The following is a 23,181-nucleotide window of genomic DNA, read 5'->3' on the forward strand; positions in this document are numbered from 1 at the left end:
TCTCAGACCTCCTGGGTCTCCCCGAGGACGGCCGGGCGGCGCGAGGCGATGACCTTCTTGGCCAGCGAGCGCGGGCTGGTCAAAAAGCCCCAGCCCCACGACATGTGCATGGTCGCGAGGGCCACCGGGATCCGCAGCCTGGCCTTGAGCGGCAGGCCCTTGCCCGCGGGGACGGATCCGGCGGCGATGGCCGCGAGGTAGCCGGCGGGGACCACGAAGCCCCACGGCGTGAGGGCCGCGCCCACCACGATGCCCGCGGCGATCGCGCAGACGGCGGTCGGCGGCGCGAGGTAGCGCAGGTTGATGGAGCCCTCGTGGTAGCGGGCGACGACGTGGCGCCAGCGGCCGTAGTCCTTGTACTGCTTGGCGAGGGCCTTCACGCTCGGGCGCGGGCGGTAGGAGACCTTCAGCTCGGGCGAGAACCAGATCAGGCCGCCGGCCTCGCGGATGCGGAAGTTCAGCTCCCAGTCCTGGGCGCGGATGAACTCCTCGTTGTAGCCGCCCTGCCGCTCCAGGGCCTCGCGGCGGAAGACGCCGAGGTAGACCGTCTCGGCCTGCTGGGCCTCGCCTCCGGTGTGGAAGGCGGCGTTGCCCACGCCGATCTTCGAGGTCATGGCAGCGGCGACCGCGTGCTCCCAGTCGTTCTGGCCCTCGGCGTGCATGATGCCGCCGACGTTCATCGCGCCGGTCTCCTCCAGGAGGCGGACGGCGGTCGTGATGTAGCCGGGGGAGAGCGCGGCGTGGCCGTCCACGCGCACCACGATCGGGTGGCGGGACGCCTTGATCGCGGCGTTCAGCGCCGCGGGCGTGCGGCCTGTCGGGTTGGGGACCGTGTGCACCCGGGCGTTCGTGTTCGACGCCGTCTCGCGGACCAGCTCGGCGGCGATCTCGTCGGTGCGGTCGGTGGAGGGGCCGAGCGCGACGACGACCTCCATCTCGCCCGCGTACTCCTGCTGCAGGATCGCGTGCACCGCCTCGCGCAGGTGCCGCTCCTCGTTGAGGACGGGCATGATCACCGATACGGCGGGAGGCTGCACCTCAGACTTCGCGTTCATCACGCGTCACGTTACCGCGAACGGGGGACACGGGCGCGCGCCGTCCGGGTCGCTACCCCGGGCCGCATTTCGTATGGCCTTACGTTTCTCGGGTTCCCTGGCCCGTCGCCGACCTCGTCGCCCACCCCATGACCAGGCCCGTCTCCGCGGAGGTGTCCCCCCTCGTGCCCACACCGCCCCGCTCCCCCGCCCCCTCGCCGCGTCCGCGTCCACCGGCTCGACAGTCCGCCCGCAAGCCGACGGGACGGGGGAAGCGGCCCCGCTGGGCCATGCGGGTGGCGACCACGTTCTCCGTGACGGTCCTCGCCGCGGCCGGTATCGGGCACGGCGTCGTCACCAGCCTCGACACCGGCATCAAGCGGGTCGACGCCTTCAAGGACATGAAGAACAGGCCCGCGCCCGGCAACGGCATGAACGTGCTGCTCGTCGGCACCGACGGACGGGACAAGATCACCCCCGAGGAGAAGGCGAAGTACCGCCTCGGCGGTGCGCCCTGCCACTGCACGGACACGATCATGATCGTGCACATCTCGGAGGACAGGGACCGCGCCAGTGTGGTGAGCCTGCCGAGGGACTCGTACGCCGAGCTGCCCGCGCACACCGACCAGACCACCGGCGAGAAGCACCACGAGCACGCCAACAAGATCAACGCGGCGTACGCGGAGGGCGGGCCGAACCTCACGGTGCGCACGGTCGAGCACATGACGAAGGTCAAGATCGACCACTATCTGGAGGTCGACTTCACCAGCTTCATGAAGACGGTGGACGTGCTCGGCGGCGTGGAGATCTGCACGGCGCGGCCGCTCAAGGACTCGCACACCGGGCTCGACCTGTCGGTCGGCACGCACGAGCTGAACGGTGGCGAGGCGCTCCAGTACGTCCGTTCCCGGTACGTCGACGGCGCGTCCGACCTGGGCCGCATGCAGCGCCAGCAGCGCTTCCTCGCGGCGCTCATCGCGAAGGCCACGGGCGGCGGGGTGCTCCTGAACCCGGTCAAGTTCCGCGACGTGACGCGGACGCTGCTCGGTTCGGTGCGGGCGGACAAGGGCTTCGGGACGGGCGAGATGCTGGATCTGGGCCGGGCGATGCGGGGCTTCTCGCCGTCGTCGTCGGAGTTCACCACCGTGCCGCTGAGCGCCAAGGGCAAGTCGATCCCCGGCATCGGCTCGACGCTGAAGTGGCAGAAGACCAAGTCCAAGAAGCTCTTCAAGGCACTGCGCGAGGACCGCCCGCTCGCCGCGCACCGCAACCGGGCGAAGGCCGCGCTGGTGGGCGTCTCGCCCGAGCAGATCCGGGTCCAGGTGGACAACGGCGCGGGCACCCCCGGACTCGGCAAGCGGGTCGACTCGGCGCTGCGGGCGACCGGGTTCCGCACCACGCGCGCCCCGGGGAACGTCTCCGACGCCAAGACGAAGCCCGCCGAGCGAACGGTCGTCGCGTACGACCCCCGCTGGGACCGCTCGGCGAAGGCCCTGGCCACGGCGCTGCCCGGCTGCGAGATGCGCAAGGTCAAGGGCCAGGGCGCGACCCTGAAGGTGATCGCGGGCAAGGACTACAAGGCGGTACGGCCGGTACGGGCCGAGGACGCCTACCAGGGCGAGTTCGGGGCGCTCACCGGGGATCAGGTGGTCTGCCCGTAGTGGCGCCGCCCGAACGGCACGTGACGGGCCCTGCGCCCGCCGCTCCGCTCAGTCGTCGAAGCCCTCCGCCGCCCGGGCCTCGCGGAGTTCCTTGATCGCTCGGCGGCGGGCCAGGCGGTGGGTCCTGCGGATCTGGGCTTCCTGGTAGCGGCGGCGGTCGCGGTCCGTCTCGGGGAGGACCGGGGGGACCGTGCGCGGCTTGCCGTCGGCGTCGACGGCGGCGAAGACGAGGTAGGCGGAGCCGACCTGCTGCGCGGGCGTCGACTCGTTCCAGCGCTCGGCCAGGACGCGGACGCCGACCTCCATGGAGCTGCGTCCGGTCCAGTTGACCTGGGCCTTCACATGAACGAGGTCGCCTACGCGGACCGGCTCCAGGAAGGCCATCTCGTCCATGGACGCGGTGACCGCGGGCCCGCCCGAGTGGCGTCCGGCGACGGCACCCGCCGCGTCGTCCACCAGTTTCATGATCACGCCGCCGTGCACCGTGCCGAGGAGGTTGGTGTCACCGTGGGTCATGATGTGACTGAGGGTGGTGCGGGACGCCGAAGTCGGCTTGCCCGGAACATCTGATTCCGGACTGGTGGCCTGATCTGTCATCCCTCCACCCTATGCCGGTCATATGTCCGCCCCCCTCCCCGGCCGCTTTGCATCAGCTCTGCAACAGCACTGGCCCGAAATCTCGACCGCCCTTGTAAGGGACACCGCACAAGGCGGCAAACTAACCACATGAGCGATTGGCCTGACGATCAGGGAGGCGGCCGGCGATACGGCCGCGGCAGCGGGGACGCGCAGCCCGACGGCGCCCGCGTGATGCGGCATGTGCAGCGCGACCCGGCGTCCCGTCCGGCAGGACCGCCGCCGGGCGGGGTCCCGCCGCAGCCCGCGTACGACGACGGGTACGGCGAGCCCCAGTACGGGAACGGGCAGCCCTACGGGGACGCCCGCGACGACGTCTTCGAACCGCGCACCCCGCGCCAGGACCCCTACGGGCAGCAGCAACAGGGGTACAACAGCGGCTACAACACCGGCCAGGTGTACGGCCAGCCGAGTGGCGGGGGCCCGGGTGGCGGCAACGGCGGCGGACAGCCGCCGCGCGCTCCGCGCCCCGCGCCGAACTGGCGCAGGCGCATCAAGATCGGTTCGATCACCCTGATCACCGTGCTCGTGGTGACGTCCGTCGCGACGTACTTCTGGGCCGACGGCAAGCTCAAGCGCGACGTCGACCTCTCCAAGGTCATCGAGCGTCCCGAGGGCGGCGCGGGCACGAACTACCTGATCGTCGGCTCCGACAGCCGCGAGGGCATGTCCGCCGAGGAGAAGAAGAAGCTCCACACGGGCTCGGCCGAGGGCAAGCGCACGGACTCGATGATGATCCTGCACGTCGCGGACGACGGCGGGAACACGATGGTCTCGCTCCCCCGCGACTCGAACGTCACGATCCCCTCCTTCAAGGGCGCCGAGTCCGGCAAGCTCTACCCGAACCAGGGCCGCCAGACGAAGCTGAACGCCGCGTACGCGGAGGACGGCCCCGAGCTGCTCGTCCGCACCGTCGAGTACAACACCGGCCTCAGGATCGACCACTACGCCGAGATCGGCTTCGGCGGCTTCGCCAAGATCGTGGACTCGGTCGGCGGCGTCGAGATGGACATCCCCAAAGCCTTCAAGGACAAGTGGTCGGGCGCCGACTTCGAGGCGGGCAAGCAGACACTCAACGGCCAGGAGGCCCTCGCCTTCGTCCGCACCCGGCACGCCTTCTCCAGCGACCTGGACCGTACGAAGAACCAGCAGAAGTTCCTCGCGGCCCTGGCCCACCAGGTGGCGACGCCCGGCACGATCCTGAACCCGTTCAAGCTCTACCCCACGATGGGCGCGGGCCTGGACACCCTGATCGTCGACAAGGACATGGGCATCACCGACGTGGGCTCGATGTTCTGGGCGATGAAGGGCATCACCGGTGGCGAGGGCACGTCCATGAACATCCCGATCTCGGGCTCCGTCGGCAGCAACCTCGTCTGGGACAAGGCCAAGGTCAAGACGCTGGTGAAGGAGCTGAACAACGACGAGAAGGTGACGGTCTCGGGTAGCTGAGCCACGTCCCTCCGAGCCGTTCGAGCTGTACGGGTCGTACGACGTGAGGGCCCCGCCGATCCGGTCGGCGGGGCCCTTCCGCGTACCCCGCCGTGGACCCCCGCACGGCGCGACACGCCGTGGCGTACCCCCGAACGCTCCGCCCGCCGCGAAGCCGCGGCCGCCCCGTGTCACGGTGATCCGAACTGCCACCGCCGACATCCGGAGCACTGCCATGGCAGACCTGCTGGAGGAACTCAACACCGCCGCCGAGGCCGGGGAGCTCGACAAGCCCCCTGCTCCGCCCGATCCACCACCCGCCCACGAGCCCCATCCCGCGCCCGTCGCGGCCCCCGCCGCACGGGCCCGCTCCCTGCTCGCCGCCCATCCCGTCGCCGACGGGTACAGCGGCCTGCCGTGGGCGCTGCGCGAGCTGCCCTGGCACGACTTCGAGACCGGCGACTGCGGTCTGGAGAGCGATCTGCCGCGGCTGCGCGCGGGCCGGGTCGGGGCGCAGTTCTGGTCCGTGCACGTGCCCGAGGCGCTCAGCGCGGACCGGGCGGTCGGCGCGACCCTGGAGCAGATCGACCTCGTCAAGCACGTCGTCGCCGCCCACTCCGAGGGGCTGCGGCTCGCGCGCAACGCGTCGGAGACCGCCGACGCCCACAACTGCGGGCGGATCGCCACGCTGATCGGCCCGGCCTGCGGCGCGGCGCTCGGCGACTCCCTCGGCACGCTGCGCGCGCTGCACAGCCTCGGCCTGTGCGCGGTCACCCTCTCCGGCACGTCGTGGGCGGGCCCTGACGGGCTCACCACGTTCGGCGAGGAGGTCGTGCGGGAGATGAACCGGCTCGGGGTCATGGCGGACCTCTCCGGCGCCTCCGACGGGACGGCCCACCGGGTCATCGCCGTCTCCAAGTCCCCGGTGATCTTCACCCGCTCCGGGGCGCGGGCCGTGCGCGATCATCCGGCCAATCTCCCGGACGAGCTGCTCGCCGAGGTGGGCGAGGCCAAGGGCCTGTGCCTGGTGCCGCTGGCCGCCGAGCGGACCGGCTCATCGGTGCGCGAGGTCGCGGACCACCTCGACCGGGTGCGCGAGGTCGCGGGTCCCGAGTGCGTCGGCCTCTCCGGTACGTACGACACGGCGGCCGTGCATCCCGACGGTCTCGCCGACCCCTCGTGCTACCCGCTGCTGATCGCCGAGCTCATCGAACGCGACTGGTCCGAGGCCGAGTTGGCGCAGCTCACCTGGGGCAACGTCCAACGCGCCCTGCGCGGCGCGGACTTCACCGCGCGGGCGGCGCGGGAGCGCAGGACGGCGTCCACGGCGACGATAGAGCTGCTCGACGGGTAGGCCCGCCGGACGCGGCCCCGGGAGCTCGCGGCGGTCAGGGGATCTTGCAGAGGCAGAACGGGTGCCCCGCGGGGTCGGCGTAGACGCGGAAGTCGCGCTTGCCGCCGTCGTCGTCCAGGTCGAGGGGGCGCGCGCCGAGCGCGAGCACCTTCTCCTGGGCGGCGTCGATCTCCTCGTCGGTGCTTCCCCCGTCCAGGTCGAGGTGGATCTGCTGGGCGTTGGCGTCGGAGCGCGGCCACTCGGGCGGACGCAGGTCGGCCACCCGCTGGAACGAGACGCGCACGCGCCCCTCGGCCAGGAGGTTGACCCAGTCGCCCTCGTCCTCCTCCTCGATGGTGCCGCCGATGATCCCGGCGTAGAACTCGGCCAGTCCGCGCGGGTCGGGGCAGTCGAGGACCACGGTGCGCAGGCGCGCGACGGGGCCGGTGGTGGCGTACGCGTCAGTCATGCCCTGCTCCTCCTCAGTCGGCACAGAGACAGAACGGGTGCCCCGCGGGATCGGCGTAGACACGCCAGCTCCGGCCCCGGGGCCCCGCGTCGAGGAGGGTGGCGCCGAGGGCGAGGACCTGCTTCTCCGCGGCGTCGATGTCCGTCACCGTGAAGTCCAGGTGCAGCTGCTGCGAGCCGTCCGACGACGGCCACTTCGGCGGTACGTGGCCGGGGGACTCCTGGAACGCGAGCGTCGTGCCCTCGTGGCCCCTGAGCTCGACCCAGTCCTCGTCCGTCTCGTCCCTGACGGGGGTGCCGCCGATGATCGCGGCGTAGAACCCCGCGAGGGCGAGGGGGTCGCGGCAGTCCAGGGCCACGACGCGGAGCTTGGCGATGGTCATCGTTCTCCTCCGAACTCGGATGCCTCTCGGTCACCTTCTCGGTTACCCCATGCTCCCCCGGAAGCGGTAACGTCGCAACCATGAACGACAGAGCGCCCGCGCCGGGCGGGCTCGCGCTGGTCCAGGAGCTGGTGAACACGCTGAACCTGGAGACGGGCGTGGACTCACTGGCCACGGAGGAGGCGCTGCACGCGCTCGGGCTCGCCCCCGGCGAGGTGGCGGCGGCACGCGAACTCCGCGAGTCCCTGCGGGCGGCGTGCCTCGCGCACGCCGGGCACGAGCCGCATTCGCCGGTGGCGGACTTGAGCGAACTCCTCGCGGCGGGGGCGTTGTTGGTGACGGTGGACGCGGCGTCGGGCGCGGCGTCGCTCGTCCCCGCGGACGCGGCGTCGCTCACCTCGCGGGTGGCCGTCGCCATCGCCGACGCGGTGGCCGCGGGCACGTGGACCCGCCTGAAGGCGTGCGAGGCGTCGGACTGCCATTGGGCGTACTACGACCGGAGTCCTGCGGGGCGGAGCCGGTGGTGCGACATGGGGGTGTGTGGCTCCCGGGCCAAGATGCGGGCGTATCGGCGGCGCCGGGCTTGAGCGGATTCCCTGCGGGGCTTGGGCAGTTCTCGGGTGCGGGTTCGTCGTGGTTGCTCGCGCAGTTCCCCGCGCCCCTAAAAGCCACCCCGCCGGGGCCGGGCCCCGTCAGCCGGGCGGGCCCCGTAAGGGGCGCGGGGAACTGCGCGAGCAACCGACCGGGGGCCCGCAGACGGACGCCCCCCGGCGGGAGCTCGCTAGGCCGCAGGCCTGCCCATCGCCCGGTACGTCCAGCCGGCAGCCCGCCACACCGCGGGATCAAGCGCGTTACGACCGTCCAGGATGACCGGCGCCGACGTCACCGCGCCCAGCACCGCGGGGTCGAGCTCGCGGAACTCGCGCCACTCCGTGAGGTGCAGCACGACGTCCGCCCCCCTGACCGCGTCCAGCGCGGTCTCCGCGTAGCCGAGGGTCGGGAAGAGGCGGCGCGCGTTGGGCATGCCCTTGGGGTCGTAGACGGTGACCTGCCCGCCCTGGAGGTGGATCTGGCCCGCGACGTTCAGCGCGGGCGAGTCGCGGACGTCATCCGAGTCCGGCTTGAACGTGGCGCCGAGCACGGCGACCCGCTTGCCGAGGAAGGACCCGCCGCCGAGCGCCTCGCGCGCCATCTCGACCATCTGGCCGCGGCGGCGCATGTTGATGGAGTCGATCTCGCGCAGGAACGTCAGCGCCTGGTCGGCGCCGAGTTCGCCCGCGCGCGCCATGAAGGCGCGGATGTCCTTGGGCAGACAGCCGCCGCCGAAGCCGATGCCCGCACGCAGGAACTTCTTGCCGATGCGGTCGTCGTGCCCGAGCGCCTCCGCGAGCTTCACGACGTCGCCGCCCGCGGCCTCGCAGACCTCGGCCATCGCGTTGATGAAGGAGATCTTCGTGGCGAGGAAGGAGTTGGCGGAGGTCTTCACCAGCTCCGCCGTCGGGAAGTCCGTGACGACGAAGGGCGAGCCCTCGGCGATCGGCGTCGCGTACACCTCGCGGAGCAGCTTCTCGGCGTGCTCGCTGCCCACGCCCACGACGATGCGGTCGGGGTGCAGTGTGTCGTTCACGGCGAAGCCCTCGCGCAGGAACTCCGGGTTCCAGGCCAGCTCGGCCGAGGCGCCCGCCGGGGCGAGCTCGAGGATGCGCGCGGCGAGGCGGGCCGCGCTGCCGACCGGCACGGTGGACTTGCCGACGACCAGGCACGGCTTGGTGAGGTGCTTGGCGAGGGACTCGACGGCACTGTCGACGTAACTCATGTCGCACGCGTACTCGCCGTGCTTCTGCGGGGTGTTCACGCAGACGAAGTGGACGTCGCCGAACTCCGCGACCTCGGCCCAGTCCATCGTGAAGCGAAGGCGTCCGCTGGCGCCCTCGATCCCCGCGACGTGCTTGCGCAGGAGCTCCTCGAGACCGGGCTCGTACATCGGGACCTCGCCCCGCTGGAGCATCTCGATCTTCTCGGGGACGACGTCGAGGCCGAGGACCTCGAAGCCCAGCTCGGCCATGGCCGCGGCGTGGGTGGCCCCGAGGTATCCGGTGCCGATCACGGTGATCTTGGGGGCCATGCGGAGCTCCAGAGGTGAACAGGCGGCGATTGCGCTGCCCGAGCATAGTCGGGCATGGCGGACGCTCTCACCGGGCACGTTTCCCGCTGTCGCCAAGCTCACGTATCCCTCTGGTGAGCAGGCGCCTAAAATTTGGGTTACTTAACGGTAATTAGCGTCCTTGGAGCGTGAGAGACCTTGGCCGGATCGGCTGATTTCGACCTGTACCGCCCGTCCGAGGAGCACGACATGCTCCGCGACGCGATCCGCTCGCTCTCCGAGGCGAAGATCGCTCCGTTCGCCGCCGCGGTGGACGAGGAGGCCCGCTTCCCCCGGGAGGCCCATGACGCGCTGGTCGCGAACGACCTGCACGCGGTGCACGTACCGGAGAGCTTCGGCGGAGCGGGCGCCGACGCGCTCGCGACCGTCATCGTGATCGAGGAGGTGGCGCGCGTCTGCGCCTCGTCCTCGCTCATCCCCGCCGTGAACAAGCTGGGCTCCCTGCCGGTCATCCTGTCCGGCTCCGAGGAGCTGAAGAAGAAGTACATGACGCCGCTCGCCAAGGGCGAGGGCATGTTCTCGTACTGCCTCTCCGAGCCGGACGCCGGTTCGGACGCGGCGGGCATGAAGACGCGCGCGGTCCGCGACGGGGACTTCTGGGTGCTCAACGGCGTCAAGCGCTGGATCACCAACGCGGGCGAGTCCGAGTACTACACGGTCATGGCCGTCACCGACCCGGAGAAGCGCTCCAAGGGAATCTCGGCGTTCGTCGTCGAGAAGAGCGACGAGGGCGTCTCCTTCGGCGCCCCGGAGAAGAAGCTCGGCATCAAGGGCTCCCCCACCCGCGAGGTCTACCTCGACAACGTCCGCATCCCCGCCGACCGCATGATCGGCGAGGAGGGCACGGGCTTCGCGACCGCCATGAAGACCCTGGACCACACCCGCATCACGATCGCGGCGCAGGCCCTCGGCATCGCGCAGGGCGCCCTCGACTACGCCAAGGGGTACGTCAAGGAGCGCAAGCAGTTCGGCAAGCCGATCGGCGACTTCCAGGGCATCCAGTTCATGCTCGCGGACATGGCCATGAAGATCTCGGCCGCCCGCGCGCTGACCTACCAGGCCGCGGCCGCCTCCGAGCGCGGCGACGCCGACCTGACCTACCTGGGCGCGGCGGCGAAGTGCTTCGCCTCCGACGTCGCCATGGAGGCCACGACGGACGCGGTGCAGCTCCTCGGCGGGTACGGGTACACCCGTGACTACCCCGTCGAGCGGATGATGCGGGACGCGAAGATCACGCAGATCTACGAGGGCACGAACCAGGTCCAGCGGATCGTGATGGCCCGCAACCTGCCGTAGCCTGCGGCGCTTGAGCGGTGACGGTGGCCTCTCCCCGGCTTCGGGGAGAGGCCACCGTCTTGAGGGGCGCGGGGAACTGCGCGAGCAACCAAGAACAAAGCCGCACCCGCGTGGAAACCGCCGTAGGCAGACGCGTCTGCGGGGTTCGCGCCGTGGGCCGCCGCGGGCCGTCGACGGCTGAGCGCGCAGTTCCCCGCGCCCCTTACGGGGCACGTCGTGCCCGCTCGCGCCCACGCGGCGGAGCCGCACATGTCACAGCCCCGCGCCCCTTACGGGGCGCCCCTGCCTCAGCCGTCCAGTTGCTCCAGCGTCGCGATCGACGGGCCCCGTCGGGAGCTGATGTCCCGGGAGACGTCCTCCGCCGCGCCGAGCACTCGGACCGCGTTCTGCCACGTCAGCTTCGCGAGGTCGGGCCGGGACCAGCCACGGTCCAGGAGTTCCGCGATCAGGTTCGGGTAGCCCGCCACGTCGTCAAGGCCGGACGGGGTGAACGCCGTGCCGTCGTAGTCGCCGCCGATGCCGATGTGGTCGATGCCCGCCACCTCGCGCATGTGGTCGAGGTGGTCGGCGACCGTGGCGGCGGTGGCGATCGGGCGCGGCGTCGACCGCTCGAAGGCCGCGTGGACCTTCATCGCGTCCGGCGTCGTGTCCAGGTGGTGGAAGCCGTGCGCCCGCATGTTCTCGTCGGCGGCGAGGGTCCAGTCGACCGCCGCCTGGAGCACGAACTTCGGCACGAAGGTCGCCATCGCGACGCCGCCGTTGGCGGGCAGCCGCTCCAGGACGTCGTCCGGGATGTTGCGCGGGTGGTCGCAGACCGCGCGCGAGGACGAGTGGGAGAAGATCACCGGCGCCTCGGACGTGTCCAGGGCCGCCCGCATCGTCGTCGCCGCGACGTGCGAGAGGTCCACCAGCATGCCGACGCGGTTCATCTCGCGGACGACCTCGTGGCCGAACGGCGAGAGGCCGCCGACCCCGGGCTCGTCCGTCGCCGAGTCCGCCCACGCGATGTTGTCGTTGTGCGTGAGCGTCATGTAGCGGACGCCGAGCGTGTGCAGCGCCCGCAGCGTGGCCAGGGAGTTGTTGATCGAGTGGCCGCCCTCGGCGCCCATCAGCGAGGCGACGCGGCCCTCGGCGCGGGCCTTCTCCATGTCCGCCGCCGTGAGCGCGCGGGCCAGGTCCGCCGGGTAGCGCGTCAGCAACTGGTCGACGCAGTCGATCTGTTCGAGCGTGGCGCTGACCGCCGCGTCGCCGGTGAGGTCCGTGCGGACGTACACCGACCAGAACTGCGCGCCGACGCCGCCCGCGCGCAGCCGTGCGATGTCCGTGTGCAGGCTGCCGCGCTGGTCCGTGGCGATGTCGAGCTTGTCGATGTCGTAGCCCGCCTTCTCCCGGAGGGCCCACGGCAGGTCGTTGTGGCCGTCGACGACGGGGAAGTCGGCGAGTATGGCGCGCGCTTGTTCGAGGGACGTCATGCGATCACTTTCCCGAACCGAAGCCGAAAGCGGAACCCGCTCCCTCGACCTTGGCCCGCAGCCGCTTGCCCTTCTCCGTCGCCTGGTCGTTCAGCTCCTGCTGGAACTCCCGCATGCGGCCGAGGAGTTCGGCGTCGTGCGCGGCGAGCATGCGGGCCGCGAGCAGGCCCGCGTTGCGCGCGCCGCCGACCGAGACCGTCGCCACCGGCACGCCCGCGGGCATCTGCACGATGGAGAGCAGGCTGTCCATGCCGTCCAGGTACTTCAGCGGGACCGGCACGCCGATCACCGGCAGCGGCGTCACCGAGGCGAGCATGCCGGGCAGGTGGGCCGCGCCGCCCGCGCCCGCGATGATCGCCTTGAGACCGCGCTCGGCGGCCTGCTCGCCGTACGCGATCATCTCGTGCGGCATGCGGTGCGCGGAGACGACGTCGACCTCGAAGGGGATCTCGAACTCGGCGAGGGCCTGCGCGGCACCCTCCATCACCGGCCAGTCGGAGTCCGAGCCCATGACGATGCCAACAACAGGTGCAGTCATTCGGTGATCGTTCCTCTGAGGTAGCCGGCTGCGTGACGGGCGCGCTCCAGCACGTCGTCGAGGTCGTCGCCGTAGGTGTTCACGTGACCGACCTTGCGGCCGGGCTTCACGTCCTTGCCGTACATGTGGATCTTGAGCTGCGGGTCGCGGGCCATGCAGTGCAGGTACGCGGCGTACATGTCGGGGTAGTCCCCGCCGAGCACGTTGCCCATCACGGTCCACTTCGCGCGCGGGCGCGGGTCGCCGAGCGGCAGGTCGAGGACCGCGCGGACGTGGTTGGCGAACTGCGAGGTCACCGCGCCGTCCTGCGTCCAGTGCCCGGAGTTGTGCGGGCGCATCGCCAGTTCGTTGACGAGGATGCGTCCCTCGGGCGTCTCGAAGAGCTCGACCGCGAGGTGGCCGACCACGCCGAGCTCCTTGGCCACGCGCAGCGCGAGCTCCTGCGCCTCGCCCGCGAGGGCCTCGGAGAGGCCGGGGGCCGGAGCGATCACCGTGTCGCAGACGCCGTCGACCTGCTGGGACTCGACGACGGGATAGGCCACGGCCTGGCCGTGCGGCGAGCGGACGACGTTCGCCGCCAGTTCGCGCACGAAGTCAACCTTCTCCTCGGCGAGGACGGGAACCCCGGCCCTGAACGGATCGGCGGCGTCCTCGACGGAACGTACGAACCACACCCCCTTCCCGTCGTAACCGCCGCGCACCGTCTTCAGGATCACGGGGAAACCCGCGCCCTCCGCCGCGAAGGCCGCCACGTCGGCCGGATCGCGCACGATCCGGTGGCGTGGACACGGCACGCCGATCTCCATGAGCTTCTCGCGCATCACGCCCTTGTCCTGGGCGTGCACCAACGCGTCGGGCCCCGGACGCACGGGAATGCCGTCCGCCTCCAGGGCCCGCAGATGCTCGGTGGGTACGTGTTCGTGATCAAAGGTGATCACGTCGCAGCCCCGCGCGAAGTCACGCAGCGTGTCGAGGTCGCGATAGTCGCCGATGACGACATCGCTGACGACCTGCGCCGCGGAATCCTGTGGGGTGTCACTGAGGAGCTTGAACTTGATGCCGAGCGGGATGCCCGCCTCGTGTGTCATACGAGCGAGCTGCCCCCCGCCGACCATGCCGACTACCGGGAACGTCACACCCCCAGGGTATCGGCCGGTATCGGCCACCCGGGAACGGCCGGATCCCCGCACCCCCACGGCCCTTCCTGTCACAGGGCCGCCACAGAGTCCGAGCGCCCCCGCGCGCCGACGGAGCGCGCTGGTTAGCATGGCTGGGTTGACGCGACCGTATGACCAATCCGTCGGCATGTACGCGACCGAGTACTGACGACCCAGTACTGACGAACATCGACGGGGGTTGGGGCGACCACCATGACGGAACATGGCGCACTGCGGGTACGCCTTGACCGGCTGGGCCGCGAGGTGGCCAAGTTCGGGGCCGTGGGGGCGGTCGGGACGCTGGTGAACTTCGGCGTCTTCAACCTCGTGCGCCACCTCACCGATCTGCACGTGGTGCGCGCGAGCGTGATCGCGACGGTCGTCGCGATCGTCTTCAACTACGTGGGGTTCCGGTACTTCACGTACCGCGACCGCGACAAGAGCGGCCGCACCAAGGAACTCACCCTGTTCCTGCTGTTCAGCGTGGTCGGCCTGGTCATCGAGAACGGCGTGCTCTACGCCGCGACGTACTGGTTCGGCTGGGACGGCAAGCTGGAGGCGAACTTCTTCAAGTTCCTCGGCATGGGCATCGCGACGCTCTTCCGCTTCTGGTCGTACCGCACCTGGGTCTTCAAGGCGCTGCCCGCCCGCGAGGCGGTCGCCCATGCCGAATCGTTCCTGGAGGAATCGGACGAGCGGCCCGTGGCGCGCCGCGCGAGCTGACATCGGGCCTCCGGGGCCGTAGGGCTAGCGGACGGTCTTCTCGTCCGGGTGGTCGCCCTCCACGCCCCTCGCGAGCGGCGTACGGGACAGGAAGAGCCCGAACACCGGCGGCTTCGTCTGGAGCATCTCCAGGCGCCCGCCGTCCGCCTCGGCCAGATCCCTGGCCACCGCGAGACCGATACCCGTCGAGTTGCGGCCGCTGATGGTCCGCTCGAAGATCCGCGCGCCCAGGTCCGGCGGAACCCCAGGGCCCTCGTCCGTGACCTCGATGACCGCCTGGTTGCCGGTGACGCGGGTGCGCAGCGCGACCGTGCCGCCGCCGTGCATGAGCGAGTTCTCGATCAGCGCGGCGAGCACCTGGGCGACCGCCCCTGGCGTGCCCACGGCCTCCAAGTGGCGCTTGCCCGAGCTGACGATGGCGCGGCCCGCGCTGCGGTAGGCCGGGCGCCACTCCTCCAGCTGCTGCTTGACCACCTCGTCCAGGTCGAAGGCGACGGCGGATCCGGTGCGCGGGTCCCGTGAGTTGGTGAGCAGCCGCTCCACGACGTCGGTGAGCCGCTCGACCTGCGCGAGCGCGATCGTCGCCTCCTCCTTCACCTCGTTCAGGTCGTCGGTCATGGTGATCTCCTCCAGCCGCATGGACAGCGCGGTCAGCGGCGTGCGCAGCTGGTGCGAGGCGTCGGCGGCGAGCCTGCGCTCGGCGGTCAGCATCCGGCCGATGCGCTCGGCGGAGCCGTCGAGGACGTCGGCGACGCGGTCGAGCTCGGGCACCCCGTACCGCTTGTGCCGGGGCCTCGGGTCGCCCGAGCCGAGGCGCTCCGCGGTCTCGGCGAGGTCGGTGAGCGGGGACGCGAGGCGGTTGGCCTGGCGTACGGCGAGGAGTACGGCGGCGATGATGGCGAGCAGCGCCACGGCACCGATGATCAGGAGCGTGCGGCCGACCTCGCGGGTGACGGCGGCGCGCGGCTCCTCGACGGTGACCTCCTCGCCCTGCTCGCCGGGGCGGGTCGCGCTGATCACGTCGCCGGTGGGGCGGGTGCCGATCTCGATGGCGTCGCGGCCGGGGATCTCGATGCGGGCGTACCGGTCGGACGCGACCTGGTCGCGCAGGATCGAGCCGCTGATGCGCTCGTCGCCGATCAGCCGGCTGTCGACGATGCTGGCGAGACGCAGGGCCTCGCCTTCCACTCGCTCCTGAGCGCTGTTGCTGATGGTCCGTGTCTCTACGATCACGAGGCTCACGCCGAAGACGGCGATGACCACAAGGACGACGGCGAGGGTGGAGTTGATCAGTCGGCGACGCATTCACCCAGTGTCGCGGATCGAGCGCCCCGTAAGGGGCGCGGGGAACTGCGCGATCAGCCGTCGACGGCCCGCAGCCGCGTCTGCCTCCGGCGGGAGTACGGCGGGTGCGGCTCTGACCTCGGTTGCTCGCGCAGTTCCCCGCGCCCCTTACGGGGCCCTGCCCCCCGGAGGGGGTGCTGCTAGCTCTTCTCGAAGCGGAAGCCGACGCCCCGGACCGTGGCGATGTAGCGGGGATTCGCCGCGTCGTCGCCCAGCTTCTTGCGGAGCCAGGAGATGTGCATGTCGAGGGTCTTCGTGGAGGACCACCACGTCGTGTCCCAGACCTCCCGCATCAGCTGGTCGCGCGTGACGACGCGGCCCGCGTCGCGCACGAGGACCCGGAGGAGGTCGAACTCCTTGGCGGTGAGCTGGAGTTCCTCGTCGCCCATCCACGCGCGGTGCGACTCGACGTCGATCCGCACGCCGTGCGTGGCGGGCGCCTCCTTGGGCTCGGTGGCGCCGCGCCTGAGCAGCGCCCGCACCCGGGCGAGCAGCTCGGCGAGACGGAAGGGTTTGGTCACGTAGTCGTCGGCGCCCGCGTCCAGGCCGACGACGGTGTCCACCTCGTCGGCGCGCGCGGTCAGGATCAGGATCGGCACCGTGAGCCCGTCGGCCCGCAGTCGGCGGGCCACCTCCAGGCCGTCCATGCCGGGCAGTCCCAGGTCCAGTACGACCAGATCGACGCTGCCCTGCAGTCCGGCGTCGAGAGCGGTCGGGCCGTCCTCACGCACTTCGACCTCGTAACCCTCCCTGCGCAGGGCGCGGGCCAGCGGCTCCGAGATGGACGCGTCGTCCTCGGCGAGCAGTACACGGGTCATGGGGTGATGGTAGTCCGCAGTGGACAACAGCCGTGCGGTGATCGCGCAGTGGCCGAGGAAGCCTGCGGCTCTACGGTGTGATTCTGAGAAACACCTTTGAATGTGCGACGTTGGTTGCAGAGCTACCTGTGATCCATGTCTCAAGTCCTTCCATATGCATCCCTGCCGTGTCGTATGGTGACCCAACGCCTGATGCACTACTCAAGGACCTTTGGCCCGCTGTGCGCGCCTTAGGTCTCTTTTATGTGCGGGCCGGCTCCGGCCAGCCTTTGAAGGAATGACCTGTGGTCGGGCCCTGCGCGCGAGGATGCGCCAGGGTGTGGATCCCGGAGTCACCGTCCCTCACCCCCTCGCGTGGGGGTGAACTGCCCCTGGGCGTGGGGTTGGACGGGGGCGACGGTGCCGACCGCCCCCCACCGGGCGCGCTCACGCTCCTGCCGCGCGCGTCCCGAACCACGAGGATCGACCCATGGCGTCCAGCCTGACGAAGGACTCCGCCAGCACCCCTGGCTCTGAGAAGACCTTCTTCGGCCACCCCCGCGGACTGGCCACACTGTTCATGACCGAGATGTGGGAGCGCTACAGCTTCTACGGCATGAAGGCACTGCTCCCGCTGTATCTGATCGCCCCCGGCGGCATGAACATGAGTGCCACCACGGCGACGGCGATCTACTCCGTCTACATGTCGATGGTCTACCTGCTCGCCATGCCCGGCGGCTGGATGGCCGACCGTTTCTGGGGACCCCGCAAGACGGTCATCATCGGTGCCTCCGTCGTCATCCTCGGCCACATCACCCTCGCGCTGCCGAGCTCGGTGACCTTCTTCGCCGGTCTCGCGCTCGTCGCGCTCGGCTCCGGCCTGCTCAAGGCGAACATCTCCGTGATGGTCGGCCACCTCTACAAGGGTCCCGAGGACCCGCGTCGTGACGGTGGCTTCACGCTCTTCTACATCGGCATCAACCTCGGTGCCTTCTTCGCCCCGCTGTCCATCGGCACGGTCGGCGAGAACGTCAACTGGCACCTCGGCTTCGCGCTCGCCGCGCTCGGCATGGCGCTGGGTCTCGCGCAGTTCGTCCTCGGCTCGCGCCACCTGAGCGGGGAGAGCAGCGTCGTCTCCCAGCCCGCCACGCCCGAGCAGCGCTCGCGCGCCCTGCGCAACGGCCTGATCTGGCTGATCGTCGCCGCCGCGCTCTACACGATGCTCGGTGTGACCGGGAACTTCGCCGACTGGGCGCTGATGCCGCTCATCGTCGCGGGTCTGGTCATCCCGGTCGTCGTACTGGCCCGGATGAAGCGCGACAAGGAGCTCACGCAGCTGGAGCAGGCCAAGCTCTCGGGCTACGTCTGGTTCTTCGTGGTCGCCGCCGTCTTCTGGATGATCTACGACCAGAACGGCTCGACCCTCTCGATCTTCGGCAAGACCCAGACGACGAACAGCCTGCTCGGGTTCGACTTCCCGACCTCCTGGTACCAGTCGCTGAACCCGATCTTCATCATGGCGCTCGCCCCCGTGGTCGCCTCGGCGTGGCTGTGGCTGAACAAGCGGGGCAAGGAGCCGAGCACGGCCGTCAAGTTCGCCTCCAGCCTCACGCTGATCGGCATCTCCTTCGCCGTCTTCCTCATCCCGCTGATCGACACCGCCAACAACGGCGGCAAGGTCAGCCCGATGTGGCTGGTGTCGATCTACTTCATCCAGACCGTCGGCGAGCTCTGCCTCTCCCCGGTCGGCCTGTCGCTCACCACGAAGATGGCCCCGGCCAAGTACAGCGCCCAGATGATGGGGGTCTGGTTCCTCGCGGTCACCGCGGGCGACTCCGTGACGGGCCTGCTGACGTCGCCGCAGCTCGGGGTCGACCTGAACACGTCCGGCGCGGTCGCCGTCGAGGCGGTCATCGCGATCCTCGCGGGCTTCGGCATCTGGACCTCCCGCAAGAAGGTCAAGGAACTCATGGGCTCGGTCAACTGACCCTCCCCGCCTGAGATTCCCGAACGGGGGAAGGGCCGCTGCTCCTCGGAGCAGCGGCCCTTCCTTCGTACAGAGGAACGTTCTGCCACCCGCGGCGGTGGCGCAGAGCGTTTCTGCGCGTCCCCGGCCCCCCGCCGGTGGAGCATCTGGCCATGCGCCGTACGTTGCTCACCCTGGTCCTCTGCGGAGCTCTCCTCTCCGCCAGCGCCGCCGACGGGGCCGCCGCCCCCGAGCCGCTGGCCGGGCGGGTCTACTCGTACGGCTCCCACGCGCGCCAGAACATCACCGTGTACGGCCGCGGCGGCTCCCCGCTGGTGATCCTGCACGGCGGCTACTGGTCGAGGGACACCGACTGGAGCGGCTGGGCGCGGTGGTTCGCGGCGCGGGGGTTCACCGTGTACGACACCGACTACCGGCTGACGTCGGACGCCGTCTGGCCCGCGCAGCGCGACGACGTGCTCGCGGCGCTGCGCTGGGTCGGCCGCAGGGAACCCGGCGCACGGCCGCTCGTGCTCGGCTCGTCCGCCGGGGGCCAGCTCGCCCTCCAGGCGGGCACCTACGGGGCGGGCCGCTCACGCGTACGCGGCGTCGTCGCCCTCTCCCCCGTGGCCTCGCCCTACCGCGCCTGGAAGGACGGGGCGGCGCCGGGGGCCTCCCCGGAGCGGCGCGAGCTGAGACAGGCCGCGAGACGGCTCGCCGGGTGCGATCCGGACCGTGCGGGGGTGCGCTGCTGGGAGCGGTGGGGCGACCTCGCCGCCCTCTCCCACGCCTCGGGCCCGGACGACGCCCCTCTGTTCCTCGTCCACTCGACGGGCGACTTCGTCCCTGTCGTCCACTCCACGGAGCTCGCCACGGCGCAGCGGCGCGCGGGCTTGGGCGACATCACCGTCCGCACGGTGGGTGGCGCCGCGCACGGCGCTCCTCTCTTGAAGGAACGTGGCATGGCGCGGGACGTTCTGGACTGGCTCCGGGGGCGCGCCTGAGGGGCGCGGGGAACTGCGCGACCGGCCACGGCGTGCCCGCGGGCGCGTCTGCCTTCGGCGGCTCCATGGCGGGTGCGGCTTGGTTCTTGCTTGCTCGCGCAGTTCCCCGCGTCCCTTACGGGGCTTCTCCTACCGCAGGCCGCCCCTGCGGCGGGGCAGGAACGTGAAGACCGCGCCGCCCAGAAGGATCACCGTGCCCGCGACCAGACCCAGCGCCCGCAGGGACCCGTTCGACTCCGCACCGGTATCCGCGAGGCCGCCACCACCCGTGGTGGAGCCGCCCGTGGTCGAGCCACCCGTACCGGAGGAGGAGCCTCCCGCCGTACCGCCGCCGGAACCGGCCGCGCCGCCGGGCTGTGCGGCCGTGTCGATCTCCAGGGAGACCTCGCTCTTGACGGGCGTGCACGTCGTGGTCGTACCGAGTGCCTTGACCGTCAGGACGCCCGGTGACAGCGTCGACTTGCCGTCGGCGCCCGGCTTGTACGTGCCGGTCAGGTCGGGGATCGTCATCGGGTCGCCGGACTTGATGGGCTGCTTGTTGGTCGGACCCTCGACGTGGACCGTGCCCTTGTCCGCGCCGCCCAGCTTGACCTCCATCGACGGCTTCACGGAGTCCGCGGGGATGTCGGCGGGGCTGTCCATCACGGCCTTCTTGAACTGGACCGTCAGGCCGTAGTCGCCCCCGGCCTTCTTGGCGTTGATCTGGACGGGCGAGGTGGCTTCCTTGTCACCGATGGGCGTCTTGCACTTGTACGGGGTCTGGACCTCCTTGCCGGGGAAATCGGTCTGCCCGTCGCCGCCACCGGTCGTACCGCCCTTACCGCCACCGGTGCCGCTGTTGCCGCCCGTGCTGCTATTGCCACCCGTGCTGCTATTGCCACCGCTGCTGTTGCCGCCGTTGGCGCCACCGGTGGTGCCGCCCGACGAGCCGCCCGAACTGCCGCCGCCCGCCGTCACCTTGATGGTCGCGCCCGCCTTCACCTGCTCCTTGGGCGCGCACTTGGTGTCGGTCGAGATCGGCTTGCTGACGTTGATGTTGTACGCGTCCGGGGTGAGCGTGATGTCGCCGGGCGCGGTCAGCTTCAGCTTGCCCTTCATGTCCGAGAGGATCATGGGGCTGTTCTTCTTGATGGGCGGGTTCGTGCGCTCGCCCTCGACCTTCAGGTCCCCGCTCTGGCCGCCGCCCACCTTGATGGTGCCGGTCGGCTTCACGGTGTCCTTGTCGAGGTCGAGCACGTCCGGGTTCTTGGACGCGGCCTGGGTCGTCTTCCACACGACCTCGATCTCGTCGCCGACCTTCGCCGCGGCAGGGGCGCTGATCTCCACCTGGGTGGTGCCCTGCACGGGCGGCAGGCCGGAGATCGGCGGTGGAACGCACTCCGTCTTGTACGCCACCGCGGCGGCCCGCGCCGGTCCCGCGGTCAGCAGGATGCCCGCCCCGCCGAGCAGGAGCGCGACCGATGCCGCGCCCGCTCTCCGTCGTTGCGTGATCACGTGTTTCCCTTCGTCGGACTGTTGTCGGACGGTGCGGAGAGCTGACCGGCCGGTGCGCCGGGGTCTGTGTCGGGGGTGAACCACGGCAGCGACGAGGTGGTCGACGTGGCCGCCGGATCGCCGGTGGTGCCGCTGGACTCCTTCGACGGGCCGGGACGCGGCGGGCGCGTCCGTCGGTCCGCCGCTACCGCCCCCTGCGGCAGCCGCAACTTCGGCAGGCGTTCGGTGAGTTCGGCCAGGCGCGCGGTGCGGTGGCGGCCGGTGCGCGCGGTGCGGCGCCGGTTCGGGCGGAGCCGGTCGACGACGGCCATGCCGATGCGGAAGACGGCGGCGGGCACCACGACGCAGAGCAGGATCCAGAACAGCGTGACGCCCCACGGGCGGCCCACGCCCCACGGCTGCTCGGCCAGTACCTTCTCCCCGAACTTCAGCGAGACCAGATAGTCGCCGTGCGCGCCCGCCGACAGCTCGAAGGGCAGCTTGATCTGCGCCTTCTTGCCGGGCGCTATGGTGCCGCGCCACTGCTGTTCCTCCCACTGCGGGGCGAACACGCCGTGCGAGGTGCCGACCTGGAAGACGGGGTCCTTCACGGGCGCGGAGCCGACGTTGCCCACCGTGAAGACGAGCGTGCGCGACGGCGGCGCGCCGAACCAGGTCAGAAGGCTGCTCGAACCTTCGAGGCGGGTGTCGGTCAGGACGGACAGCTTGCCGCCCGTCGCCTGCTCGGGCAGCGGCTTCACCGGGTGGCCCGCGACCTTGAAGGCGGCGTCGACCTGCGACTTCTCGCCGGTCACCGTCGCCACGTGGACGACGCACGGGCAGGGCTTGGGCGGCTCGGCCACCGGGAGCTTCTTGCTGAAGGCGCCCTTCTTGTCCGTGGTGACGGCGCGGCCCTCGGAGTTGGCGCAGGAATTGGTGCCGCCGATGACGCCCTTGCCGGGTTCGGACTGGCCGCAGACCAGCATCATCAGGAGGGTGTCGGGGCGCCATCCCGCGCCCTTGACGGTGACCGAACCCCCCTTGCCCGCCTGGGACTTGGACAGTTCCACGCTCGGCTTGTCCGCGGCGGACGCGGTCGCCTGCGGGCCCAGCGCGAAGCCGAGCAGTGCGAGGACGACGAAGCCGAAGCCCCACCGTGCGTGCCTGCCGCGCCGCTCGCGCCTGTTCCGCTTGCCCTTCACAGTCCCTCTCCCGTCCCCGTGACCGTCCCCGTCCCCGTGACCGTCCCCGTCCCCGTGACCGTCCCCGTGCCCGTGCCCGTGCCCGTGATCGGCCTCGCTCCCGCTCCCGCTCCTGCCAGTTCCCGCCTGCCGTCCTGCCGCTCCTGCGGCGTCGCTTCCGGCTCGGGTTCGTCGGGGCTCCGCCGCCGTCTGCGTACGAGGTGGAAGGCGCCGCCCGCGAGGCCGAGCAGCAGGGCCGTGCCGCCCGCCACCACGCTCCACGGCACGAAGCGGGCCGACCCGCTCGCCTCCGCGCGGGCGCCGCCCGGTGCCGTCGCCGTGAGGCGCACGTCGACCGAGTCGAGCGCGGGCGCGTCCGGCCAGGGCTCGGTCAGGGAGACCCGGCGTCCCGGCAGCAGCTCGACGGGCAGGGTGCGCGGGGCGCGGTCGATGAGCGTGCCGAAGACGCCCTCCGCGTGCACCGCGAGTCTCGGGGTCAGGACGGTGTTGCCCCGGTTGACCAGGTCGTATGTGATGCGCCCCGTGCCCTTGTCGACCTTGACGCGCTCGACGGTGAGCGCGGCGAGCGTCGGCCCGCCGATCCGCAGGTGCAGCCGGACGCCCGCCGTACGGCCGCCGCCCGAGGCCACGATCGCCCCCGGATGGTCGCCGGGCAGCGCGCCCGTCGGCACCGTCACGGTGAACGGCACCTCGGCGCGGGTCCGCGGCGGCACCTTGACCTGCCGCTTCGCGAAGGTGATCCAGGCGCCGGTGTCCTTCGGGGCACCCTTGGCCGGGGTGACGGAGAGCGCGCCGGAGCCGGTGTTGGCCGCGTCCGCGCCCCGCAGTGACACGGTCCGGGGCTTCGGCCCCGGGTTGGTGACGGTCACGGTGTCCTGGAGCACCGTGCCCGGGGTGCCCTCCGCGTAGAAGTAGGGCCGCCCGTCCTTCGCGGGTCGGGTGCCGCCGCCCGAGGCGGGGGCGACGGACCACGCGGCCCCGCCGCCGTCCGCGTGCGCGGGGGTCGCCGCGGCGGCGAGGAGTGCGGCCGCGCACAGCGCTGCGCGCGCGGAGGACGGCATCGGCATCGGCGGCATCGGCGGCTCCTGGTGCGTCGTTC

General features: G+C 71.2%; 21 protein-coding genes. 8 read left to right on the forward strand and 13 right to left on the reverse strand.

Annotated elements, in window-relative coordinates; genetic code table 11:
* Window positions 1–2: 2 nt before the first annotated feature.
* Window positions 3–1,055, reverse strand: coding sequence for a glycosyltransferase family 2 protein (locus KY5_RS16220; RefSeq protein WP_098242919.1), 1,053 nt, complete (start codon window positions 1,053–1,055; stop codon window positions 3–5).
* A gap of 128 nt (window positions 1,056–1,183) precedes the next feature.
* On the opposite strand from KY5_RS16220, the gene KY5_RS16225 reads away from it, so the two are divergent.
* Window positions 1,184–2,695 carry an LCP family protein gene (locus tag KY5_RS16225; RefSeq protein WP_098242920.1) on the forward strand — a complete coding sequence of 504 codons (1,512 nt, stop codon included), beginning with the start codon at window positions 1,184–1,186 and terminating at the stop codon, window positions 2,693–2,695.
* Between the two features lie 48 nt (window positions 2,696–2,743).
* On the opposite strand, the gene KY5_RS16230 is transcribed toward KY5_RS16225, so the two are convergent.
* Entirely contained in the window at window positions 2,744–3,292 is a 549-nt protein-coding gene (locus tag KY5_RS16230) for an acyl-CoA thioesterase (protein ID WP_098242921.1), read from the reverse strand.
* Between the two features lie 129 nt (window positions 3,293–3,421).
* Between KY5_RS16230 and KY5_RS16235 the strand changes: the two genes are divergently transcribed.
* A complete protein-coding gene (locus KY5_RS16235) occupies window positions 3,422–4,783 on the forward strand; it encodes an LCP family protein (protein ID WP_098242922.1) in 1,362 nt (453 codons plus the stop codon).
* 214 nt (window positions 4,784–4,997) lie between these two features.
* Window positions 4,998–6,116 (forward strand): dipeptidase, encoded by a 1,119-nt coding sequence (locus tag KY5_RS16240; protein ID WP_098242923.1) that lies wholly within the window; start codon window positions 4,998–5,000, stop codon window positions 6,114–6,116.
* Between the two features lie 34 nt (window positions 6,117–6,150).
* Here the strand turns inward: KY5_RS16240 and KY5_RS16245 are convergent, their stop codons facing one another.
* Together KY5_RS16245 and KY5_RS16250 are read right to left on the reverse strand one after the other, a co-directional pair.
* Window positions 6,151–6,564 carry a VOC family protein gene (locus KY5_RS16245; RefSeq protein ID WP_098242924.1) on the reverse strand — a complete coding sequence of 138 codons (414 nt, stop codon included), beginning with the start codon at window positions 6,562–6,564 and terminating at the stop codon, window positions 6,151–6,153.
* Window positions 6,565–6,577: 13 nt separating this feature from the next.
* Window positions 6,578–6,946 (reverse strand): VOC family protein, encoded by a 369-nt coding sequence (locus KY5_RS16250; RefSeq protein WP_098242925.1) that lies wholly within the window; start codon window positions 6,944–6,946, stop codon window positions 6,578–6,580.
* Between the two features lie 80 nt (window positions 6,947–7,026).
* Between KY5_RS16250 and KY5_RS16255 the strand changes: the two genes are divergently transcribed.
* Entirely contained in the window at window positions 7,027–7,533 is a 507-nt protein-coding gene (locus KY5_RS16255; RefSeq protein ID WP_098242926.1) for a CGNR zinc finger domain-containing protein, read from the forward strand.
* A gap of 194 nt (window positions 7,534–7,727) precedes the next feature.
* Here KY5_RS16255 and KY5_RS16260 read toward each other — a convergent pair whose 3' ends face one another.
* On the reverse strand, window positions 7,728–9,071 hold the full coding sequence (locus KY5_RS16260) for a UDP-glucose dehydrogenase family protein (protein ID WP_098242927.1): 1,344 nt from the start codon (window positions 9,069–9,071) through the stop codon (window positions 7,728–7,730).
* 177 nt (window positions 9,072–9,248) lie between these two features.
* On the opposite strand from KY5_RS16260, the gene KY5_RS16265 reads away from it, so the two are divergent.
* Window positions 9,249–10,406, forward strand: coding sequence for an acyl-CoA dehydrogenase family protein (locus KY5_RS16265; protein WP_098242928.1), 1,158 nt, complete (start codon window positions 9,249–9,251; stop codon window positions 10,404–10,406).
* A 287-nt stretch (window positions 10,407–10,693) separates the two neighbouring features.
* Here KY5_RS16265 and KY5_RS16270 read toward each other — a convergent pair whose 3' ends face one another.
* Genes KY5_RS16270 through KY5_RS16280 form a run of 3 tightly spaced genes read right to left on the reverse strand, consistent with a single transcriptional unit; the run spans window position 10,694 to window position 13,531 of the window.
* Window positions 10,694–11,878, reverse strand: a complete 1,185-nt coding sequence (locus KY5_RS16270; protein ID WP_098242929.1) for a dipeptidase — start codon at window positions 11,876–11,878, stop codon at window positions 10,694–10,696.
* Between the two features lie 4 nt (window positions 11,879–11,882).
* Window positions 11,883–12,416, reverse strand: a complete 534-nt coding sequence (gene purE / locus KY5_RS16275) for a 5-(carboxyamino)imidazole ribonucleotide mutase (protein WP_098242930.1) — start codon at window positions 12,414–12,416, stop codon at window positions 11,883–11,885.
* Window positions 12,413–13,531: a 5-(carboxyamino)imidazole ribonucleotide synthase gene (locus KY5_RS16280; protein WP_234363181.1), complete on the reverse strand. Its 1,119-nt coding sequence runs from the start codon at window positions 13,529–13,531 to the stop codon at window positions 12,413–12,415. Before KY5_RS16280 ends, purE begins: the two co-directional genes overlap by 4 nt.
* A 255-nt stretch (window positions 13,532–13,786) precedes the next feature.
* Between KY5_RS16280 and KY5_RS16285 the strand changes: the two genes are divergently transcribed.
* Entirely contained in the window at window positions 13,787–14,296 is a 510-nt protein-coding gene (locus KY5_RS16285; protein WP_098242932.1) for a GtrA family protein, read from the forward strand.
* Between the two features lie 24 nt (window positions 14,297–14,320).
* Here KY5_RS16285 and KY5_RS16290 read toward each other — a convergent pair whose 3' ends face one another.
* Entirely contained in the window at window positions 14,321–15,601 is a 1,281-nt protein-coding gene (locus KY5_RS16290) for an ATP-binding protein (protein ID WP_098242933.1), read from the reverse strand.
* Between the two features lie 179 nt (window positions 15,602–15,780).
* A complete protein-coding gene (locus KY5_RS16295) occupies window positions 15,781–16,458 on the reverse strand; it encodes a response regulator transcription factor (RefSeq protein WP_055544110.1) in 678 nt (225 codons plus the stop codon).
* 469 nt (window positions 16,459–16,927) lie between these two features.
* On the opposite strand from KY5_RS16295, the gene KY5_RS16300 reads away from it, so the two are divergent.
* Together KY5_RS16300 and KY5_RS16305 are read left to right on the forward strand one after the other, a co-directional pair.
* Window positions 16,928–18,424, forward strand: coding sequence for a peptide MFS transporter (locus KY5_RS16300; RefSeq protein ID WP_098242934.1), 1,497 nt, complete (start codon window positions 16,928–16,930; stop codon window positions 18,422–18,424).
* A 152-nt stretch (window positions 18,425–18,576) separates the two neighbouring features.
* Window positions 18,577–19,407 carry an alpha/beta hydrolase gene (locus KY5_RS16305; RefSeq protein WP_098242935.1) on the forward strand — a complete coding sequence of 277 codons (831 nt, stop codon included), beginning with the start codon at window positions 18,577–18,579 and terminating at the stop codon, window positions 19,405–19,407.
* A gap of 129 nt (window positions 19,408–19,536) precedes the next feature.
* Here KY5_RS16305 and KY5_RS16310 read toward each other — a convergent pair whose 3' ends face one another.
* From KY5_RS16310 to KY5_RS16320, 3 genes are all read right to left on the reverse strand, one after another.
* Complete coding sequence (locus tag KY5_RS16310) at window positions 19,537–20,898, reverse strand: hypothetical protein (RefSeq protein WP_234363182.1); 1,362 nt, start codon at window positions 20,896–20,898, stop codon at window positions 19,537–19,539.
* The gene (locus tag KY5_RS16315; RefSeq protein ID WP_098247289.1) at window positions 20,898–22,007 is read right to left on the reverse strand and encodes a hypothetical protein; all 1,110 of its coding nucleotides are present in this window, start codon (window positions 22,005–22,007) and stop codon (window positions 20,898–20,900) included. Before KY5_RS16315 ends, KY5_RS16310 begins: the two co-directional genes overlap by 1 nt.
* A gap of 71 nt (window positions 22,008–22,078) precedes the next feature.
* Window positions 22,079–23,158: a DUF916 domain-containing protein gene (locus KY5_RS16320; RefSeq protein ID WP_234362745.1), complete on the reverse strand. Its 1,080-nt coding sequence runs from the start codon at window positions 23,156–23,158 to the stop codon at window positions 22,079–22,081.
* Between the last annotated feature and the right edge of the window lie 23 nt (window positions 23,159–23,181).

The organism is Streptomyces formicae, assembly GCF_002556545.1.
GTDB classification, from domain to species: Bacteria; Actinomycetota; Actinomycetes; order Streptomycetales; family Streptomycetaceae; genus Streptomyces; species Streptomyces formicae_A.

Excerpts from the sequence above, each read along its gene's own strand:
- KY5_RS16220 (WP_098242919.1), bottom strand. The coding sequence starts at position 1,055 with ATGAACGCGAAGTCTGAGGTGCAGCCTCCCGCCGTATCGGTGATCATG.
- KY5_RS16225 (WP_098242920.1), top strand. The coding sequence starts at position 1,184 with ATGACCAGGCCCGTCTCCGCGGAGGTGTCCCCCCTCGTGCCCACACCG.
- KY5_RS16230 (WP_098242921.1), bottom strand. The coding sequence starts at position 3,292 with ATGACAGATCAGGCCACCAGTCCGGAATCAGATGTTCCGGGCAAGCCG.
- KY5_RS16235 (WP_098242922.1), top strand. The coding sequence starts at position 3,422 with ATGAGCGATTGGCCTGACGATCAGGGAGGCGGCCGGCGATACGGCCGC.
- KY5_RS16240 (WP_098242923.1), top strand. The coding sequence starts at position 4,998 with ATGGCAGACCTGCTGGAGGAACTCAACACCGCCGCCGAGGCCGGGGAG.
- KY5_RS16245 (WP_098242924.1), bottom strand. The coding sequence starts at position 6,564 with ATGACTGACGCGTACGCCACCACCGGCCCCGTCGCGCGCCTGCGCACC.
- KY5_RS16250 (WP_098242925.1), bottom strand. The coding sequence starts at position 6,946 with ATGACCATCGCCAAGCTCCGCGTCGTGGCCCTGGACTGCCGCGACCCC.
- KY5_RS16255 (WP_098242926.1), top strand. The coding sequence starts at position 7,027 with ATGAACGACAGAGCGCCCGCGCCGGGCGGGCTCGCGCTGGTCCAGGAG.
- KY5_RS16260 (WP_098242927.1), bottom strand. The coding sequence starts at position 9,071 with ATGGCCCCCAAGATCACCGTGATCGGCACCGGATACCTCGGGGCCACC.
- KY5_RS16270 (WP_098242929.1), bottom strand. The coding sequence starts at position 11,878 with ATGACGTCCCTCGAACAAGCGCGCGCCATACTCGCCGACTTCCCCGTC.
- purE (WP_098242930.1), bottom strand. The coding sequence starts at position 12,416 with ATGACTGCACCTGTTGTTGGCATCGTCATGGGCTCGGACTCCGACTGG.
- KY5_RS16280 (WP_234363181.1), bottom strand. The coding sequence starts at position 13,531 with ATGGTCGGCGGGGGGCAGCTCGCTCGTATGACACACGAGGCGGGCATC.
- KY5_RS16285 (WP_098242932.1), top strand. The coding sequence starts at position 13,787 with ATGACGGAACATGGCGCACTGCGGGTACGCCTTGACCGGCTGGGCCGC.
- KY5_RS16290 (WP_098242933.1), bottom strand. The coding sequence starts at position 15,601 with ATGCGTCGCCGACTGATCAACTCCACCCTCGCCGTCGTCCTTGTGGTC.
- KY5_RS16295 (WP_055544110.1), bottom strand. The coding sequence starts at position 16,458 with ATGACCCGTGTACTGCTCGCCGAGGACGACGCGTCCATCTCGGAGCCG.
- KY5_RS16300 (WP_098242934.1), top strand. The coding sequence starts at position 16,928 with ATGGCGTCCAGCCTGACGAAGGACTCCGCCAGCACCCCTGGCTCTGAG.
- KY5_RS16305 (WP_098242935.1), top strand. The coding sequence starts at position 18,577 with ATGCGCCGTACGTTGCTCACCCTGGTCCTCTGCGGAGCTCTCCTCTCC.
- KY5_RS16320 (WP_234362745.1), bottom strand. The coding sequence starts at position 23,158 with ATGCCGCCGATGCCGATGCCGTCCTCCGCGCGCGCAGCGCTGTGCGCG.